Source organism: Aquabacter sediminis, from assembly GCF_028863665.1.
Lineage (GTDB): Bacteria > Pseudomonadota > Alphaproteobacteria > Rhizobiales > Xanthobacteraceae > L1I39.
The window spans coordinates 54,323-72,555 of record NZ_JARBFX010000002.1 but is presented as its reverse complement, the minus strand read 5'-3'; the positions used below and the strand labels follow the sequence as shown (position 1 = coordinate 72,555).

The window sequence follows — 18,233 nt, the reverse complement described above, 5'->3', positions numbered from 1 at the left end:
ACTGGTCAGTTCCGAATGTCAAGCATGGTCAGGCCGGACGCTGGGCTGCGAGTGCGGCGATGCCCAGAACATAGCTCTGGGGGCCGAAGCCGCAGATGACGCCGCGCGCCACGGGCGAGAGATAGGAATGGTGCCGGAACGGCTCGCGCGCGAACACGTTGGACAGGTGGACTTCCACCGTCGTGACGGCCGCAGCGGAAATGGCGTCCCGGATCGCCACCGAGGTGTGGGTATAGGCGCCCGCATTCAGCACCACGCCGAGGCTGCCGCGCGCGGCATGGATCTGATCCACCAGCACGCCTTCATGATTGGTCTGGTGGAACACCAGGTCCAGCCCGTGGCTGGCGGCGGCCTGCCGGCACAGGGCCTCGATGTCGGCCAAGGTCGCGGCGCCATAGATGCCGGGCTCGCGCGTGCCGAGCAGGTTCAGGTTGGGTCCGTTGAGGACGTGGACGGTATCGGGCATCCGGTGCGATCGGGTCCATGGCGCCCCGCGCACATCGCGAGGCTGCCGAGAGGAAGACGTCGCGGCCTCATGCCAGCGCCGGCTCTTCGGGCCGGGCGTTTATAAGGTGCAACGCGCACGAAGAAAAGCGCCCCGCGCAAGGCTGTCCCTGCGCGAGGCGGGATGGGAGGGCAGGCCGGCGCGCCGCTCAGTTGGTCGCCTGCTTGCGGGCCTGGTCCACCGCGTCCTTGAGCTTGTCATAGCCCACCGCGCCGATCACCACGTCGTTGCCCACCACGAAGGAGGGCGTGCCGTTGAGGCCGAGCGCCTGGGCGATCTTCATGCTCTCGTCGAGGGTGGCGTTCAGCTCGGGCGAGGTGGCCTGCTTCTGGATGAGGGCGGTGTCGATGCCCACTTCCTTGGCGGCGGCGATCGCCTTGGCGCGGTCGGCCTGGCCCCGGCCGGACAGCAAGGCATGGTGGAAGGCCATGTATTTGTCGGGCGCCACCATGCGCACGGCCACCGCCACCTGGGCGGCCTCCACCGAGCCCTGGCCGAGCACGGGGAATTCGCGCAGCACCACCTTCAGCTTGGGATCGGCCTTGATGAGCTGCTCGATGTCGGTGAGCGCCTTGCGGCAATAACCGCAATTATAGTCGAAGAACTCCACCAGGGTGACGTCGCCCTTGGGATTGCCCACCACCACGCCGCGCGGGCTGTTGAAGATGAGGTCCTTCATCTGCGTCACGGCCTGCACGCGGTCCTTGGCCTCGTTGGCCGCCTGGCGCTTCTCCAGCTCCATGATGGCTTCCTGGAGCACTTCCGGATTCTTGATCAGGTAGTCGCGGATGATGGGACCCATCTCGGCCTTTTCCGCATCGGTGAAGGCGGCGGCGGGGGCGGCGAAGGTGGCCAGCGTCCCGAAGGCGGCGGCGAAGGCGAGGGCGGCACGCAGGCCGGGACGGGGCAGCATCGAAGTCTCCATGAGAAAACGGAAAACGAGAGAAACGCGCATCATCACCGCTGCGCCGTCGGGGCGGGCGGCTTGAAGTTCAGGATGTCGTCGGCCTTCAGCCAGCCCGGCGTGCCCGGCTTGAAGCGCTGGCGGGCGCGGGCGGCCAGCTCCTGGCCGGTGCGGAACTCGCCGGCCGCCATATAGCCTTGCGCCGAGGCCAGGTCCGCATTGGCAAGGTCTCCCTTGCGGCCATAGGCGGTGGCCAGCGAGCGCCAGGCAAGGGCGGAATTGGGATCGCGCTGGGTGGCGAAGGACAGTTCGCGGATGGCCTCGTCCGTATAAGCGGGGTTGCCGGACTCCACCAGCGCCTGGCCCAGCATGGCGCGGATCAGCGGGTTGCCGTTGGTCATGCGCACCGCCTGCTGCAGCGGGGGCACCGCCTGGCCGGCGCGGCCCGCCTCCAGCAGCGCCTGGCCCTTCAGCTCGACAAAATAGGGGTTGCCCGGCTGGCGGGCGATGAGAGCGTCGATCTTGCTGATGGAATCGTTCACGTTGCCATAGCGATAGGCCGAAATCGCCCGGGCATATTGGGCCGCCAGCGAGGTGTCGGAGGGCGGATAGCGCCGCAGCACCGCGTCGGGCCGCTCCATGAAGCCGAACAGCTTGGCGCGCATGAGGTCGTGGCGGGCCTGGAGTTCCGGCGGATCCTTGGCGTTGTAATAGGGGCTCGCCTTGGCCAGTTGCTCCAGCGCCGCGATGCGCTCGCGCGCCATGGGATGGCTGAGCAGATAGGGGTCGATGCGCTGGCTGAGGAAAAGCTGGTCGCTCTGGAAGCGCTCGAACGTCTCCAGCATGCCCTTGGCGGATTGCTGGGTGGCGGTGAGATATTTCACCGCCAGCCGGTCGGCCTCCAGCTCCTGCCCGCGCTGATAGCTCAGCAGCGAGCGGCGAATCATTTCCTGCGGCGCGGTGATTGCGCCCGCCGCGGCCCCGCCCACCGTGCTCCCGCTGGCGCCCGCCGCTGCCCCCGCCGCGACGCCCGCGCCCGCCAGCAGCATGGCGGCGATGGCCATGGTCTGGGCGCCGGCAATCTGCTCGCGCATGCGCACCAGGTGGCCGGCGGAGATGTGGCCGATCTCATGGGCGAGCACGCCGATGATCTGGTTGGGCGTCTCGGCATCCATGAGCGCGCCCACATTGATGAAGATGCGCTTGCCGTCGGCCACGAAGGCGTTGAAGGAGCGGTCGCTGATCAGCACCACGTCGATGTTCTGCTGGGTCAGCCCGGCCACCTTGAGGATGGGGCGGATATAGTCGCGCAGCAGGTTCTCGATTTCCGCGTCGCGGATGAGCTTGGGGCGCGCCTGGGCGGCGGCCTCGTGAACGGGGAAGGCGAGGGTGGCGAGGAAGGCCAGGGCAATGGCGCCCGCGCCCGGCCACCCGCCCGAACGGCGCGCAGGCGCGCCCGGTCGCTGGCCGGAGGTCCCGTGCCGGATCGCGCGGCACGCATGCTGGAAGAGGCTCCACACCACCTTCATCGGTCCGTACGCTCGTTCCTTCATAATCGGGGCAGGCCCAGGCCTCCCCTTGCGCAGCCCCCACGCGGCCGCCTCTCGCCCCTTGGCGGACCGGCGCTCCCGCGCTACCAAGCGCAGCGACGCCGCAGTTCATCCGCCGCAGACGACAAAGCGAAGGAACACGGCCCGGCCCCACGGGTCAATGCGCCCCTGGATCACGTTGGGGCGAACCCTGTAACCACCGCGCGAATGCGGCGACACGACGGCGTCGCCCGCGTGCCAGGATCACGTGCCAAAGATCGTCTTGAGGATCACCCCATGTCCCCGCGTCCCGTTCCGCCCTTTTTCGCCTCCGCGCGCTCCGATGTGGCGCCCTTCATCGTCATGGACGTGATGGCGCATGCGGCCCGCATCGAGAGCGCGGGCGGACGGGTGATCCATATGGAGGTGGGACAGCCCGCCGCGCCCGCGCCGCTCACGGCCCGGCGGGCCGCCGCCGCCGCGCTGGAGGCGGGGCAGGTGGGCTATACGGCGGCGCTGGGCATTCCGTCGCTGCGGGCGCGAATCGCCCGCCATTATGGCGAGGTCCACGGCACGGCGGTGGACCCGGAGCGCATCGTCGTCACCAACGGCTCGTCGGGCGGCTTCATCCTCGCCTTCCTGGCCTTGTTCGAGCCCGGCGACCGGGTGGCCATCGCCGCGCCCGGCTATCCGCCCTATCGCCACGTGCTCTCCGCGCTCGGCTGCGAGCCGGTGCTGATCGAGACGCGCGCCGAGGACCGCTTCGCCCTGACGCCGGAGACGCTTTTGGCCGCCCATCGCCAGAAGCCGCTCAAGGGCGTGCTGGTGGCGAGCCCCGCCAACCCCACCGGCACCATGATGGACCGGCCGGCGCTGGCCGCGCTCATGGACTGTGCCAAGGATCTCGGCCTGCGCTTCGTCTCCGACGAGATCTATCACGGCCTCGACTATGCCTTCCCGGCGGTGAGCGCCGTGGAGCTGTCGGAGGAGGCGGTGGTGATCAACTCCTTCTCCAAATATTTCTGCATGACCGGCTGGCGCGTGGGCTGGATGGTGGTGCCGCCGGGCCTGTCCCGCACCATGGAACGCCTGCAGCAGAACCTGTCCATCTCGGTGCCCACCCTCTCCCAGGTCGCCGCCGAGGCCGCCTTTGACGGGTGCGCGGAGATGGACGCGGTCAAGCACGGTTATGAGGTGAACCGGCGCATCCTGACCGAGGGCCTGCCGCGCGTGGGGCTCGACCATTTCCTGCCCGTGGACGGCGCCTTCTACCTTTATGCGGATGTCTCGCGCTTCACCGGCGATTCCGCCGCCTTCGCCACCCGGCTTCTGGATGCCGTGCACGTGGCGGTGACGCCGGGCATCGACTTCGACCCGTTCCGGGGCAACCAGTTCCTGCGCTTTTCCTATGCCGGCTCCGAGGCGGACATGCGCGAGGCGGTGGAGCGCATCGGCAGCTTCCTGGCGGCCGAGTAGGGCTCAGGCGGAGAGAAACGTCAGTTCCGTCTCGTCATAGCGCCGGCGCTCCAATTCGGTGAAGCCCTCGGGCACGGTGAAGGCGCCGGCCTTTTCCTCCACCACGATCAGCGCTTCTGGGGCGAGCCAAGCGCCCAGGCGCGCGGAGGCCAGCGCCTGCTCAGCCAGCCCCTTGCCATAAGGCGGGTCGCAGAAGACGAGGCTGTAGGCATCCCCCGCAGGGCAGTCGCCCAGGCGGGTGGCATCGCGGCGGAAGATGCGGGTGACGCCGGTCAGCCCCAGCGTCTCCACATTGGTGCGGATGAGGGCGCGCGGCTCCACAGCCTCCTCCACGAACAGGGCAAACGCCGCGCCCCGCGAGAGCGCCTCGATGCCCAGGGCTCCGGTGCCGGCGAACAGGTCGAGCACCCGCGCGCCGTCGGCCGCGTCCCCATAGGCATGGGCGAGCACGTTGAACAGCGCCTCGCGCAGCCGGTCCGTAGTGGGGCGCGTGGCGTTGGTGGCGGGGGCCTTCAGCACCCGCCCGCGCAGGGAACCGCCGACGATCCGCATGGCCGCCCCCGATCAGCCCCGGCTGCGGGGACCGGACGACCGGCCGCGCGGACCGGCGCCACCGGGGCCGCCCTTGGGACCGCCCTTGCCGCCCTTGGGGCCGCTCTTGAAGCCGCCGGAGGGACGGCCTTTCGGCCCACCCTTGGGTCCGCCCTTGCCGGGCCCTGCCGGGCCGCGGGGGCGATCATCCCCATAAGCCGGCCGCTTGCCGGCGCCGCCCTTGAAGCCCTTGGGGCCGTCTTCCCGTCCACCGGACCGGAAGCCGCCCGACCGCTGGGGCCGCTCGCCCCCCTCGGGACGCTCGGACCGCTCACGGAAGGGACGGGCGGGACGCTCGCGGCGCTCCTCGCGGTCCCCGCCAAAGCGGCCGCCGGACCGGGGCGGACGGGCGCCGCCTTCGGGACGCTCGGACCGCTCGCGGAAGGGGCGGGCGGGGCGTTCGCCGCGCTCGCCGCCAGCGCGGGGACCGCGCGGCAGGAAGCCCACATCATCCCCCTCGGAGCGGGGGCGCTCGTCGCGGCGGGGAGGACGGTCGCCCCCACGGGCGGGACGGCCGCCAAATTCCCCTTCATCACGGCTGAAGCCGGGACGGCCCCGGCCGAAGCGGGGCTTCTCGCCCCGGGCATCATCAAAGCCGCGCTGGCCGCCCTTGCGGGGCGGGCGCCCGTCCGTGGACTTGCCGCGCCGGGGCTCCTCGCGCGGCTTCACCACGCGCTCCACCTTGATTTCGCGGCCCTTGCGATCGGCTACGGTGCCGCGGCTCTCCAGCTCGCGCTCCTCGTCTCCCCGACGGCTGCGGACGCGGAAGGCGGCGGTCTCCTCGGCCTCGCCGCGCGGGCGGCGGGCGCGCGCCCGCGGCTCCGGCTCCGGCTCGGCTCGGCGCGGCGGTCCACGACGGGCGGGACGGCGGGCCTCGTTGTCCTCCTCGGCCGCCTCGGTGCGCACCCGGCGGGCGGGCGGCTCCACGGGCTGGTCCAGGATGGGGCCGTCAAAGTCCGCGCCGGAGGCGGCGACGATCTCGGCGCCCATCTGGTCGCGCAGGATGCGGGTGCGCACTTCCTCGATGCCGCCTTCCGCGATCTCGCCCAGCTGGAACGGGCCGTAGGAGACACGGATCAGGCGGTTCACCAGGAGGCCGAGGGCGCCCAGCACATTGCGCACCTCGCGATTCTTGCCTTCGCGCAGGGCCACCGTGATCCAGGCATTGGCGCCTTGGACGCGGTCGAGGGTCGCTTCGATGGGGCCATATTCCACGCCCTCCACGGTGATGCCCTTGATGAGGCCGTCGAGCTGGGCCTGGTCGATCTCGCCCTTGGCGCGCACGCGGTAGCGGCGCAGCCAGCCGGTCTCCGGCAGCTCCAGCACCCGGGCCAGGCCGCCATCATTGGTCAGCAGCAGCAGGCCTTCCGAATTCAGATCGAGCCGGCCGACGCTGACGAGGCGCGGCAGGCCCTTGGGCAGGATCTCGAAGAGCGTCGTGCGCCCTTCCGGGTCCTTGTTGGTGGTCACCACGCCGCGGGGCTTGTGGTAGAGGAACAGGCGCGTGCGCTCACGCTCCGGCAGGGGGGCGCCGTCGACCGTAATGGCGTCCTCCGCCGTCACGGTGAAGGCGGGGGAGGTGAGGACGGTGCCGTTGACGGCGACCCGCCCTTCCAGGATCCAGTCCTCGATCTCGCGCCGCGAGCCTAGGCCGGCGCGGGCGATGACCTTGGCGACGCGCTCGGCGTCCTTGGTTTGGGCAGGCGGCAGCGCGGCTTTGGCACGCGGGACGCGGTTCTTGTCCTTGCGGGGAGGCTGTGTACGGGGCATGGAGAGGGCGATAGCACGATCCGTGCGGCGAGACGAGGTGGCTGGAGCGTCGGCGTGGGCGAGACTTTCATGCAGATGGCGCTGGCCGAGGCCCGCGCCGCCGCCGCGCGGGGCGAGGTGCCGGTGGGGGCGGTGCTGGTGCGCGGCTCGACGGTGATCGCCCGCGATGGCAACCGCACGCGCGAAAACTCAGATCCCACCGCCCATGCGGAGATGCAGGTGCTGCGCGCGGGGGCGGCGACGCTCGGCGCGGAGCGGCTGGTCAATTGCGATCTCTATGTGACGCTGGAGCCCTGCGCCATGTGCGCGGCGGCCATCTCCTTCGCGCGCATCCGCCGACTTTATTATGGCGCCGCCGATCCCAAGGGCGGCGCGGTGGACAGCGGTCCGCGCTTCTACAGCCAGCCCACCTGCCACCACGCCCCCGAAGTCTATGGCGGCATCGCCGAGCGGCAGGCGGCCGAGGTGCTGCGCACCTTCTTCAAGGACCGGCGCTGACCCCAGGCGCGCCCGCCCGCCATTTGCATGGCGTGGTGCCCGATCATGCACGCGCGTCCGTCGTGAAATCAGAGCCAAGATGCTAAAGCGGCCCTCTCACGCTTTGCCCGAACGGGACGCAAAAAAGAGGGCGCGCGCCTCTGGGGCGCCCGCACCCAGAAGACCTGGAAACGCCGTGATGTCCGCAGCCGCAATGGTCACGCCTCCCGACGCCGGCCACAGGCCGGGCCGGCTGGTGCACCTGCCCCTCGCACTGTTCGCAGCGCCCATGGGGTTGGGGGGCATCGGTCTCGCCTGGCGGGAGGCGGGCCGTTATCTGGGCGCGCCGGTCTTCATCGGCGAGGCTCTGATTGCCCTGGCCTGCCTCGTCTGGGGGCTGCTGGTGGCGCTGCATCTGGCCCGCGCGCTGCGCCATCCCGGCGCGCTTGCGGCCGATCTCGGCCATCCCGTGCGCTCCGCCTTTGCCGGCGCCGCCTCCATCGGCCTGATGATCGTGTCCGGCGGGCTCACGCCCTATGCGTACACGGCCGCCTGCTGGATCTGGCTGGTGGCGGTGGTGCTCCACGTGGGCATTGGCGTGTGGATGGTGCGTGGGCTCCTCACCTTGCCGCGCGAATCCACCGCCCTGTCTCCGCCGCTGCTGATTCCCCTTGTGGGAAATGTCCTGGCCCCGGCCTTCGGGGTCGCGCTTGGCTATGAGACGCTCGGCTGGGTGCTGTTCGGCCTCGGCGCGCTGCTCTGGGTGCTGGTGCAGCCCCTGATCCTCTCGCGCATCATCCTCGGCCCGAAAATGCCGATCCGCCTCCAGCCCACCCTCGTCATCCTGCTGGCGCCGCCGGCGGCCGGGGCGCTGGCACTGGCGCGCCTCACCCACGGCTTCGGTCCGGGGCCGTTGGTGCTGCTGGGGCTTGGCGCCTTCTTCGCGCTGGTGTTCGCGACCCTGGTGCCGGTGTTCGCGAAGATGCCCTTCGCCCTGTCCTGGTGGGCCTGGACCTTCCCCACCGCCGCCTTCGCCATGTCGACTTTGGCCTTTGCCAACGATCATCCGCACAGTGCCTGGACGCTGGCGGCCTGGGCGCTGCTGATGGCCTCCAGCGCCATCGTGGCGCTGGTGTCGGGCCTGACGCTCCGGGAGGCCTGGTCCGGGCGCCTGCTTCAGCCGGAGCCCTGATCCATAAGGAGGGGCGCTATCTGACCAGACGGCGGCTCAGGCGAAGAAGTCCAGGAGCGCGGCGCTGACGGCCTCGGGGGCCTCCTCGCACACAAAGTGGCCGGCCTCCACCGGGGCGCCGCGGCGCTTGGGGGCGAAGATCTTCCAGGCGTCCAGCGGGCTGACGCCGCGGCTGGGAATGCCGGTGGCCCCCCACACCGCCAGCACCTCGCAATCGATCTGCCGCCCGGCGGCAAGGTCCGCCTCGTCATGGGCGAGATCGATGGTGGCGCCGGCGCGGTAATCCTCGCAGGCGGCGCGGATATGATCCGGGGAGGAGAAGGCCGCGCGGTAATGGGCGATCGCGCGGGGATCGAAGGCGGAGAGGTCTTTCTCCGCCGTCCAGCTCGCCAGCGTCCAGTCCAGGAAATAGCCGGGGTCGGCGCCGATCATCTTTTCCGGAAGGGGATGGGGTTGGGCCAGGAAGGCCCAGTGATAGACCTGGAGCGCGCGGGACCGGTCCATGCCATGCCACATGGTGACGGTGGGCACGATGTCCAGCACCGCCAGCCGGTCCACGCGGCCGGGCGCGTCGAGGGCGAGGCGATAGCCGACGCGCGCCCCGCGATCATGGCCGGCCACGGCGAAATGGGCGTGGCCCAGATCTTCCATGACGTGAACCAAAGCCGCCGCCATGGCCCGCTTGGAATAGGGGGCATGGTCGCGTCCAGGGGCGGGGGCGGCGCTCCAGCCATAGCCGGGCAGGTCCGGAATGATCAGCCGATGGCTCTTGGCCAAGGCGGGGGCCACCTTGTGCCACATCACGCCGGTCTCGGGAAAACCGTGGATCAGGAGGAGGGGAGGGCCCTCGCCGCCGACGCGGGCAAAGATGCGCCCGGCAGGGGTGTCGATATTGTGCGACGAGAAACCGGGAAACAGATCGGCGAGATCAGGCACGGCATCCTCCCTTGGTCACGTCCGGGCACCAGGCGCGCGAGGCCAGCGCGCCCGAGACCTTATTTCAAGGCACGCCAGCCAATATCGTTCCGATAGAAGCCGCCGGGCCATTCGATCCGCTCGGCCGCCGCATAGGCGCGGTCACGGGCGTCCTTCAGGGTGGTGCCGGTGGCGGTGATGTTCAACACCCGACCCCCGTTGGACACGATCTTGTTGCCCAGCCACTTGGTGCCGGCCTGGAAGATGATGACTCCCTCGCCTTCGCCGGCCGCCTCCAGGCCGAGGATCTCGTTGCCCGTCTTGTGGGCGCCGGGATAGCCGCGGCTGGCATAGACCACCGTGATGGCGTTCTCGTCGGACCAGGTGACGTCCACGGAGGCAAGGCGCCCGGCTGCGGTGGCGGCGAGCACCTCCAGGAGGTCGCCGGTGAAACGCGGCATCAGCACCTGGCATTCCGGGTCGCCGAAGCGGCAATTATATTCCACCAGCTTCGGCCCGGCGGAGGTGAGCATGAGGCCGGCATAGAGGATGCCGCGATAGGGCGCGCCTTCCTTCACCATGGCCTTGGCGGTGGGCACCACGATCTCGGCGATGGCGCGGGCTTCCAGTTCGGGGGTGAGAACCGGGGCGGGGGAATAGGCGCCCATGCCGCCCGTATTGGGGCCGAGGTCGCCGTCGAAGGCGCGCTTGTGGTCCTGCGCGCTGCCGAAGGGCACCACGGTCTCGCCGTCTACCAGGCAGAAGAGGCTGGCCTCCTCGCCTTCCATGAATTCCTCGATCAGCACTTCCTGCCCGCCGGCGGCGAACACCTGCTCGATGGCGGAGACCGCCTCTTCCAGATTGAGCGCCACCACCACGCCCTTGCCGGCCATGAGGCCGTCCGCCTTCACAACGATGGGCAGGCGCTCCCCCTTCACATAGGCGGAGGCCGCCTCGGCGGAGGTGAAGCGGGCAAAGCCGGCGGTGGGGATGCCATAAGCCCGGCACAATTCCTTGGTGAAAAGCTTGGAGCCTTCCAGGCGCGCGGCGGCGGCGGTGGGGCCGAAGGCGAGGATGCCGGCTTCGTTCAGCTTGTCCACGAGGCCCGCCACGAGCGGCGCCTCCGGGCCGACCACGACGAATTCGATGGCATGGTCGCGGCACCATTTCACCAGGGTGTCGTGGGCGGAGAGGGGAATGCCTTCCACCACCTCGGCGAAGTCGGCGATGCCGGGATTGCCGGGGAGGGCGTAGAACTGCCCCATGTTCGGACTCTGGGCCAGCTTCCAAGCAAGAGCATGTTCGCGGCCACCGGAGCCGAGGAGCAGAACATTCATCAGGCATCTCTCCCGTTTCAGTTTCGCTATCGGCTTGAGGCCCGGCAAACAAGAGAAAAGGCAATGCGCTCTCCGCATGAGAGGTGAAAGCGTTATGCTCTTGTCATCGTTGTCCACCGTTCCGTGATTCCATGGTTGCCCTCTCCCCGCCTACCGCCAACGCGCCCGAATGGAGCGTCACCGAACTGTCCATGGCGCTCCGCCGCACGGTGGAGGATGCCTATGGGCACGTGCGGGTGCGGGGCGAGATTTCCGGCTATCGCGGCCCCCATTCCTCCGGCCACGCCTATTTCTCGCTGAAGGATGCGGGCGCAAGGCTCGATGCGGTGGTGTGGAAAGGCACGTTCGGCCGCCTGAAGCTGCGCCCGGAGGAGGGGCTGGAAGTGGTGGCCATCGGCCGCCTCACCACCTATCCCGGCAAGTCCGGCTACCAGATCGTCATCGAGGCGCTGGAGTTCGCGGGCGCCGGCGCCATCATGGCCATGCTGGAGGAGCGCAAGACGCGCCTCGCGCTGGAAGGCCTGTTCGATGCCGGCCGCAAGGTGCCTCTGCCTTATTTGCCGCAGGTGATCGGCATCGTCACCTCGCCCACGGGCGCCGTCATCCGCGACATTCTTCATCGGCTCGGGGATCGCTTCCCCCGCCGCGTCATCGTCTGGCCCGTGCGGGTGCAGGGCGACACCTGCGCCGCCGAGGTGAGCGCCGCCATCCGAGGCTTCAATGCGCTTGCCCCCGGTGGCCCCGTGCCCCGGCCGGACGTGCTGATCGTGGCGCGGGGCGGCGGCTCGCTGGAAGACCTCCTGGGCTTCTCGGAGGAAGCCGTGGTGCGGGCGGCGGCGGAGAGCGCCATCCCGCTGATCTCCGCCGTGGGCCACGAGACCGACGTGACCCTCATCGATTTCGCCGCCGACGTGCGCGCGCCCACCCCCACGGCCGCCGCCGAGATGGCGGTGCCGGTGCGTGCCGAGCTTCTCAATGGGCTCGACCGCCTCGCCGCGCGTTTGCGTGCCGCGCCGCGCCGCCATTTGGAGCGGGCGCGGGCGGAGTTTCGCGCGCTCTCCCGCCTGTTGCCCACCGCCGAGACGCTGCTGGCCGATCGCCGGCAGCGCCTCGACACGGCCTCCGCCCGGCTGCCGCGTGGCCTGACCACCAATGCCGGCGCCCATCGCCTGCGCTTCCAGGCGGCCCATGGCCGCCTCTCCCCCCATGTGCTGCGCGCCCGCCTGGAGCGGTGCGGCGAGCGCAGGGACGTGCTGGGCGCGCGGTTGGAACGGGCGGCGAAGGCCCTGGCAGAGAGGCGCTCCGACCGGCTCGCCAGCTTGTCCTCGCGCCTCGATGCCGCGCGGGCCGGCTATCTGCGCACCCAGGCGCTCCACATCGCCCGCCGACGCGAGGGGCTGGCGAGCCTGCACAATCGGCTCGGCCGCGCGGTCAAGGCGCTGCTGCGGGACCAGACGCGGCAATTGGCCGGCGCGTCCGCCATGCTGGAGGCCTTGTCCTATCACGGCGTTCTCGCGCGCGGCTTCGCCCTGGTGCGCGATGCCTCGGGCCAGGCGGTGCGCGCCGCCGGTCAGGTGCGGCCGGGCGCCGGTCTGGAGCTGGAATTTGCCGACGGCCGCGTCGCCGTGACCGCCGAGGGCACGCCGCCCGCGCCGGGAGAGGGCGGCGCGCCCCGCCGCGCGCCCAAGCCGGCCGCGAAGGGGACGGGGACTGGCCAAGGGTCGCTGTTCGCGGGCTGAGCGGGCGTCTCGAAGGCCGCCGGCTCTGACTGGGACGCATGGCTGGCGGTCGCGGGCGCCCCGCCCTTTGCGGTTCGGTGCCGAAAACCTTATGCTGGCGTCATCACAGATTTGCGGACATCCGCCGGCATGAACAGATTTGAACGTTTCCCCGAGCCCAATGGCGAGGCCGAAATCCGGTATCTCGACGGCGAGTTCCGCGTGCTCCGCCCCGGCAGCTTCGTGCGCTGCGCGGTGACCGGCCAGACCATTCCCCTCGACGAACTGCGCTATTGGAGCGTCGATCTCCAGGAAGCCTATGCGGACCCCCAGGCGGTGCTCCAGCGCGTGCGCCAGCAGGAGGGCAAGCCTACCTCCTGACGGCCCACCTCCTGACGGCTCTGCATTTTTGGGGGTCTTTATCCGCTGGTGCGGGCGGCGAAGCGGGAGTCCGCCAGCGCCACGAGATCGTCAAACAGGTTTGCCGCCGCCGGCACCATCTCGACACCGAGGGTGGCAATGTCCGGGCGGACCTGCGCGAAGGTGGGCCCGGAGAGGCGCACGGCATCCTTTTCGGTGGTGACGGGGGTCAGCCCCGCCACGCGGGCTTTCAGCACCAAGGCGGTGATTTCGTCGACCCCATAGGGATGATGGTCGGGAAAGGCCTGGCGCGCCACCACGTCCGCACCCGCCGCCTCCAGGGTCGCGAAGAATTTGTCCGGCCGGCCGATCCCGGCGAAGGCCAGCACCCGCTTTCCCTTCAAGGCCTGCGCATCCCGCGCCACCGGCACCAGATGGCCGGTCTCGATGGTGGGCGCGCCGGCATCGCGGGCCGCCTGGAGCCCGGCTGTTCCCTCGCCCACCACCAGCACCGCATCCGCCCGGGCCAGTTGCGGCTTCAAGGGCGCGCGCAAGGGACCGGCGGGCAGCACATGGCCGTTGCCGATGCCCGCCGCCGCATCCATCAGCAGGAGGCTGGCATCCTTCACGAGGGAGGGATTCTGGAAGCCGTCATCCATCACCACATGGGTTGCGCCCTCCGCCAGAGCGAGGCGGGCGCCGGCGGGGCGGTCGCGGGAGACGATGGTGGGCGCGTGGCGGGCCAGCAGCAGGGCCTCGTCGCCCACATCCGCCGGGCCGTGCCGATCGAGGTCCACCCGCAGCGGCCCCGCTTCGCGGCCGCCATGGCCGCGCAAGAGGGCGAAGGGGCGGGCGCCACGGGCGGTCAGCGCGTTGAGCAGCGCAATGGCGGTGGGCGTCTTGCCGGTGCCGCCCACGGTGGGATTGCCGATGCAGATGACCGGCAGGCCGACCGCGGCGCCCGGCTGCGCCATGCGGTGCACCGTCACCGCCCCGATGAGCGCGCCGAGCGGCGAGAGCAGGGCGCCGGCAAGGCTGCCCGGAACCGACCAGAACCGGGGCGCCTGCGCGAACATCAGCGCCCCAGCCGCAACTGCACGAGATAGGGCTCGATGGCCGACAAGGTCCGCTCCAGCGCTCCGCTCAGCGCCGCCGTGGTCCGCCGTGCCGCTTCCGCCGTGCGGGCATGGAGGGTTGGGTCGGCATATTGGGCGAGCACGCTTTCGATGATGTCCTCGGCGGAATTCACAAGGCCCGCGCCGCCTTCCGCGTCGAGGCGGTCATAGACCAGGCCGAAATTCCACACATGCGGGCCGTGCAGCACCACCGCGCCGAGCTTGGCCGCCTCGATGGGATTCTGTCCGCCATGGCGCGCCAGCGAGCCGCCCACGAACACCACGGGGGCGAGGCGGTAGAACAGGCCGAGTTCACCGATGGTGTCGGCCACATAGATCTCGATGCCCTCGTCCGGCATGTGGCCGCTGCTGCGGGTCAGGGCCGGCAGGCCGGCCTGCTCGGCGATCACCCGCACCGCCTCGCCTCGCTCGGGATGGCGGGGGACGATGACGGTCAGGAGGCCGGGAATCTCTTCGCGCAGGGCCAGGTGCACCTGTGCGATGGCTTCCTCTTCGCCCGGATGGGTGGAGGCGGCCAGGAAGACCGGGCGGTCATGCAGATGCCGCAGCATGGCGTCCAAGGCCGCCGGGTCCACGGGCGGGGGCGGGACGTCGAATTTCAGGTTGCCGGCCACTTCCACGCGGGGCGCGCCGAGGGTCTTGAAGCGCTGGGCGTCGTCGCGGGTCTGGGCGAGGCACAGGTCGACGCGGGACAGCAGGGCACCGGCGCTGCGGGGCAGGCGACCCCAGCGCCCGGCCGAGCGTTGCGACAGGCGGGCATTGACCATGACCAGAGGCGTGCCCCGCCGCCCGATCTCGGCCAGGAGATTGGGCCACAGCTCGGATTCGGCGATCAAAGCCAGGTCCGGCTTCCAATGGTCGAGGAAGCGGGCGACGAAGCGGGGGGCGTCGAGGGGAATGAACTGGTGGATCACCCCGCGCGGCGCGCGGCGCGCCACGATGCGGCTGGAGGTGAGCGTGCCGGAGGTGAGCAGGCAGGAAAAGCCGCGCTCCACCAGCCGCTCCACCAGCGGCATCACGGAGATGATCTCGCCGACGCTCGCCCCATGCACCCAGACCAGGGTGCCGCGCGGCCGCTCGGCGCTGGCAAAGCCCCGGCGCTCGGCCAGGCGGGAGGGATCCTCCTTGCCCTTGCGGACCCGGTATCCGAGCCATGCGGGGGTCAGAAGGCCCGCCATCGCGGTCAGCCCGCGATAGGCGCGGAGCGGAACGGGCAGCTTTTGCCCCTTCGTCGCCGCCTTCACCTGGCGGTGTCTCCGCGGCCGAGAAGCGCCTCCGCCCGGGCGGTGGCCTTCTCCAGGCGCTCCTGCACCAAGGCGCGGGCGGCTTCCAGGCCCGCCTCGTCCACGTCGCGGGCCACGAAGATGGGCTCGCCCACCACCGCCGCCCCCTTGCCGAACGGCAGGTGCAGGCTGGCGCGGTCCCAGCTCTTGAGCAGGATGCGGTTCTTGGTGGCCATGGCGATGGGCAGGATAGGCCGTCCCGAATGGCGCGCAATGGTCACCACGCCGAGCCCGGCCCGGCGGGAGATCTTGGGCACGTCGGCGGTCATGGCGACGTTGATGCCCTCGCGCAGGGTCTCGATCATGGCATAGGTGGCGGAGACGCCGCCCTTGCGGTGGAAGTCGCCCGGATTGGTGGCGCCGGAGCCACGAATGGTCCCCACCCCCAGCCGCTCGGCGGCGATGGCATTGATCTCCGCGTCCGCATGACGGGAGATGAGCACCTTTGCCTTGTGGTGCGGCTTCATGATGAAGGGGGTCAGGAAGTGCTGGCCGTGCCAGAACGTCATGATCAGCGGCAGGTGCGCGTCCATGCGCTCATAGATGTCGGGCGGCTCGACGATGAAGCGGGACGTCTTGGCGACCAGCTTGAAATAGGACGCAAACGCCGTTCCGGCGGCCACCTGAAAGGCCCGGTTGGTGCGCAGACGACGCCACATGCTTCGATGATGTCCCAGTCAAACATATGCTCGCCCCGCGGGATGTCTCCCACGGAGCAAGACGCATTGCAATCGGATTGTTTCAGCATCTTTCGCCGCGTGAACAGGAAATGCTGCACTGCGGCGACGGCGGGCTCCGGGGCCGGCCCCGCAGCGTCAGCCTTCGTGGGTGGTGTCGGTCTCGGGGTCCAGAAGGCGATGCATGTGGACGACGAAATAGCGCATCAGCGCATTGTCCACCGTCTGCTGGGCCTTCGCCTTCCAGGCGGCGGCGGCGGAGGCGTAGTCGGGATAGATGCCGACGATGTCGAGCTGGCTGAGATCCTTGAACTCGACGCCCCCCAGCTCCTTCAGCTCGCCGCCGAAAACCAGGTGCAGCAACTGTTTGTGGTCGGATGACTTGGGCATGTTCGGACGCTTCCCGCAGCTAGAGCACGACAAGGATCAGAGGCCCGCCCCCCCCTTGAGGAGCGCGAGCACGGGGCCATGGAGCTTCAGTCCGGCACAGACCAGCGGGCGATGCCGGGGGCTCGGCGCATTGTAGCGCGGAACCGCTCCGTCATAGCTCGTTACTGCACCGCACGCTTCATGCACGATCAGATCGGCCGCGGCAATGTCCCAGTCATTGGCGGCGGCGCCCGCGAGGGTCAGGTCCAACTCGCCGGTGGCCACCCGGGCGAGGCGCAGGGCGAGGGAGCGGGCGCGGGGCACGCGCTGGATGCGGGCGCGCCGTTCCATGGCATCGAGGGCGCCGTTGGGGCCGGCGACGGTGGCGCCATCAAGGCCCGCGCGCTGCGACGCCGCGATGGGCGCGCCGTTGCGGGTCGCCCCGCCGCCGAGGCTGGCGAGGAACAATTCGTTGGTCACCGGGGCGAAGAGGGCGCCGGCGATGGGCCGGCCATCCTCCACGAGGGCGGCCGAGATGCTCCAGTCGCTGCCGCCGGCCATGAAGCCACGCGTGCCGTCGATGGGGTCCACCACCCAGACGCGGCGCCGGGACAGGCGGTCGGGGGAATCCGCGCTCTCTTCGGAGAGCCAGCCATAATCGGGCGCCAGGGCCTGCAGGCGCTCGCGCAGATAGGCATCCACGGCCAGGTCCGCGGCGGTGACGGGGGAATCGTTGGACTTGGTCCAGGTCTCCACGTCGGCGCGGAACATGGAGAGCGCGATTTCGCCCGCCGCGGTCGCAACCTCCGCCAGATGGCGCGCCATGGCCGCCGGCGCATCCGGCGCGGGGGAGGCGGCGACGGAGGAGGAAAAAGGATCTGAGGGACGCATGGCAAGCCAATAGGCCGGGGGCGACGCTAAGGCAAGCGCGGCCGGGCAAGCGGGGTCGGGCAAATAGGGCCGGGCAAGCAGGGGCCGGCAAGGCGAGGCTGGAGGCGCGCCAAGCCCCGGGGCCGCTAGATCAGCCCCGTGGCCACCAGATGTTGAAGCGCCGCATCCAAAGCAAGGCCGGCGAACAGGATCAGGCCCGCATTGCGGTTGGACTTGAACAAAGCCAGGCACAGGTCGGGATTGTCGATGTCGAGGCGCACCACCTGCCGCCGCAGCATCAAGGCGAAGACGGCAAGGCCGATCCAGGCGAACAGGCCCGCGCCCGCCGTGAAGAGAGCAAGGGCGAAGAAGACGACGGTCGCGCCATAGACGAGGGTCAGGGCAATCCCCGAGCTGCGGCCGAACAGCAAAGCGGTGGAGCGCACACCCACCACCGCGTCGTCCTCGCGGTCCTGGTGGGCATAGATGGTGTCATAGCCGAACACCCAGCACACCGATCCGGCGAACAGGAGGAGGGCGGGATCCTCGATGGAGGAGAAGACGCTGGCCCAGCCCATGAGCGCGCCCCAGGAAAAGGCGATGCCCAGCACCAGTTGCGGCACCGAGGTGATGCGCTTCATGAGCGGATAGACCGCCACCACGCCCATGGAGGCGATTCCCGTGACCACCGCGAAGCGCGGCAGGCTGAGCAGCACCGCAAGCCCGATGAGAAGCTGGAAGGCCAGGAAGGCGAACGCACCGGTCAAGCCCACCTGGCCGCTGGCCAGCGGGCGGGAGCGGGTGCGGGCGACCTTCTTGTCGATGTCGCGGTCGAGAATGTCGTTCCAGGTGCAACCGGCGCCGCGCATGGCGATGGCCCCCACCGCGAACAAGGCGAGCAGGGCGGGATCGGGATAGGCATGGCGGGCGGCGATGGCGGCAAGGGCGGTGGACCACCAGCACGGCAGCAGCAGCAGCCAGCTGCCGATGGGCCGGTCCGCCCGCGCCAGGCGCAGATAGGGCCGCGCCACGGCAGGCGCCCAGCGGTCAACCCAGTTGCCGGCGCCCGCGTCGGCAACGGGCGCGAAGGCGCCGTCCTGTCCCAATGATGTCAAGGTCGGCCT

Annotated in this window: 18 protein-coding genes; 5 read left to right on the top strand and 13 right to left on the bottom strand. The window is 70.3% G+C overall.

Annotated elements, in window-relative coordinates; genetic code table 11:
* Positions 1 to 28 precede the first annotated feature (28 nt).
* The 3 genes from aroQ to PV781_RS03350 all read right to left on the bottom strand — a co-directional run bounded on the left by aroQ (position 29) and on the right by PV781_RS03350 (position 2,938).
* The gene (gene aroQ / locus PV781_RS03360; RefSeq protein ID WP_274774220.1) at positions 29 to 466 is read right to left on the bottom strand and encodes a type II 3-dehydroquinate dehydratase; all 438 of its coding nucleotides are present in this window, start codon (positions 464 to 466) and stop codon (positions 29 to 31) included.
* A gap of 187 nt (positions 467 to 653) precedes the next feature.
* Positions 654 to 1,418, bottom strand: a complete 765-nt coding sequence (locus tag PV781_RS03355) for a DsbA family protein (protein WP_274774219.1) — start codon at positions 1,416 to 1,418, stop codon at positions 654 to 656.
* Between the two features lie 44 nt (positions 1,419 to 1,462).
* Complete coding sequence (locus PV781_RS03350; protein WP_274774218.1) at positions 1,463 to 2,938, bottom strand: M48 family metalloprotease; 1,476 nt, start codon at positions 2,936 to 2,938, stop codon at positions 1,463 to 1,465.
* Positions 2,939 to 3,235: 297 nt separating this feature from the next.
* On the opposite strand from PV781_RS03350, the gene PV781_RS03345 reads away from it, so the two are divergent.
* Positions 3,236 to 4,414 (top strand): pyridoxal phosphate-dependent aminotransferase, encoded by a 1,179-nt coding sequence (locus PV781_RS03345; RefSeq protein WP_274774217.1) that lies wholly within the window; start codon positions 3,236 to 3,238, stop codon positions 4,412 to 4,414.
* A gap of 3 nt (positions 4,415 to 4,417) precedes the next feature.
* Here PV781_RS03345 and rsmD read toward each other — a convergent pair whose 3' ends face one another.
* Positions 4,418 to 4,966, bottom strand: a complete 549-nt coding sequence (gene rsmD / locus PV781_RS03340; RefSeq protein ID WP_274774216.1) for a 16S rRNA (guanine(966)-N(2))-methyltransferase RsmD — start codon at positions 4,964 to 4,966, stop codon at positions 4,418 to 4,420.
* A gap of 12 nt (positions 4,967 to 4,978) precedes the next feature.
* Complete coding sequence (locus PV781_RS03335) at positions 4,979 to 6,775, bottom strand: pseudouridine synthase (RefSeq protein WP_274774215.1); 1,797 nt, start codon at positions 6,773 to 6,775, stop codon at positions 4,979 to 4,981.
* Between the two features lie 69 nt (positions 6,776 to 6,844).
* Between PV781_RS03335 and PV781_RS03330 the strand changes: the two genes are divergently transcribed.
* Together PV781_RS03330 and PV781_RS03325 are read left to right on the top strand one after the other, a co-directional pair.
* Positions 6,845 to 7,273: a nucleoside deaminase gene (locus PV781_RS03330; protein ID WP_274774666.1), complete on the top strand. Its 429-nt coding sequence runs from the start codon at positions 6,845 to 6,847 to the stop codon at positions 7,271 to 7,273.
* Between the two features lie 178 nt (positions 7,274 to 7,451).
* The gene (locus PV781_RS03325) at positions 7,452 to 8,444 is read left to right on the top strand and encodes an SLAC1 family transporter (protein WP_274774214.1); all 993 of its coding nucleotides are present in this window, start codon (positions 7,452 to 7,454) and stop codon (positions 8,442 to 8,444) included.
* A gap of 36 nt (positions 8,445 to 8,480) precedes the next feature.
* On the opposite strand, the gene PV781_RS03320 is transcribed toward PV781_RS03325, so the two are convergent.
* Positions 8,481 to 9,380: an alpha/beta fold hydrolase gene (locus PV781_RS03320; RefSeq protein ID WP_274774213.1), complete on the bottom strand. Its 900-nt coding sequence runs from the start codon at positions 9,378 to 9,380 to the stop codon at positions 8,481 to 8,483.
* Positions 9,381 to 9,439: 59 nt separating this feature from the next.
* Complete coding sequence (purD, locus tag PV781_RS03315; RefSeq protein WP_274774212.1) at positions 9,440 to 10,696, bottom strand: phosphoribosylamine--glycine ligase; 1,257 nt, start codon at positions 10,694 to 10,696, stop codon at positions 9,440 to 9,442.
* A 131-nt stretch (positions 10,697 to 10,827) separates the two neighbouring features.
* Between purD and xseA the strand changes: the two genes are divergently transcribed.
* Together xseA and PV781_RS03305 are read left to right on the top strand one after the other, a co-directional pair.
* The gene (gene xseA, locus PV781_RS03310; RefSeq protein WP_274774211.1) at positions 10,828 to 12,435 is read left to right on the top strand and encodes an exodeoxyribonuclease VII large subunit; all 1,608 of its coding nucleotides are present in this window, start codon (positions 10,828 to 10,830) and stop codon (positions 12,433 to 12,435) included.
* Positions 12,436 to 12,564: 129 nt separating this feature from the next.
* Positions 12,565 to 12,795: a DUF2093 domain-containing protein gene (locus PV781_RS03305; protein WP_274774210.1), complete on the top strand. Its 231-nt coding sequence runs from the start codon at positions 12,565 to 12,567 to the stop codon at positions 12,793 to 12,795.
* Positions 12,796 to 12,833: 38 nt separating this feature from the next.
* Here PV781_RS03305 and lpxK read toward each other — a convergent pair whose 3' ends face one another.
* The 6 genes from lpxK to ubiA form a co-directional block, all read right to left on the bottom strand.
* Positions 12,834 to 13,850 (bottom strand): tetraacyldisaccharide 4'-kinase, encoded by a 1,017-nt coding sequence (gene lpxK / locus PV781_RS03300; RefSeq protein ID WP_274774209.1) that lies wholly within the window; start codon positions 13,848 to 13,850, stop codon positions 12,834 to 12,836.
* Positions 13,850 to 15,088 (bottom strand): 3-deoxy-D-manno-octulosonic acid transferase, encoded by a 1,239-nt coding sequence (locus PV781_RS03295; protein WP_274774665.1) that lies wholly within the window; start codon positions 15,086 to 15,088, stop codon positions 13,850 to 13,852. The genes lpxK and PV781_RS03295 overlap by 1 nt, the downstream gene beginning before the upstream one ends.
* Positions 15,089 to 15,150: 62 nt before the next feature.
* Positions 15,151 to 15,852: a lysophospholipid acyltransferase family protein gene (locus tag PV781_RS03290; RefSeq protein ID WP_274774208.1), complete on the bottom strand. Its 702-nt coding sequence runs from the start codon at positions 15,850 to 15,852 to the stop codon at positions 15,151 to 15,153.
* 156 nt (positions 15,853 to 16,008) lie between these two features.
* Complete coding sequence (locus PV781_RS03285) at positions 16,009 to 16,260, bottom strand: DUF4170 domain-containing protein (protein ID WP_274774207.1); 252 nt, start codon at positions 16,258 to 16,260, stop codon at positions 16,009 to 16,011.
* Positions 16,261 to 16,296: 36 nt separating this feature from the next.
* Positions 16,297 to 17,064, bottom strand: a complete 768-nt coding sequence (locus PV781_RS03280) for a 3'(2'),5'-bisphosphate nucleotidase CysQ (protein ID WP_274774206.1) — start codon at positions 17,062 to 17,064, stop codon at positions 16,297 to 16,299.
* Between the two features lie 191 nt (positions 17,065 to 17,255).
* Positions 17,256 to 18,224 (bottom strand): 4-hydroxybenzoate octaprenyltransferase, encoded by a 969-nt coding sequence (ubiA, locus tag PV781_RS03275; RefSeq protein ID WP_274774205.1) that lies wholly within the window; start codon positions 18,222 to 18,224, stop codon positions 17,256 to 17,258.
* Positions 18,225 to 18,233 lie beyond the last annotated feature (9 nt).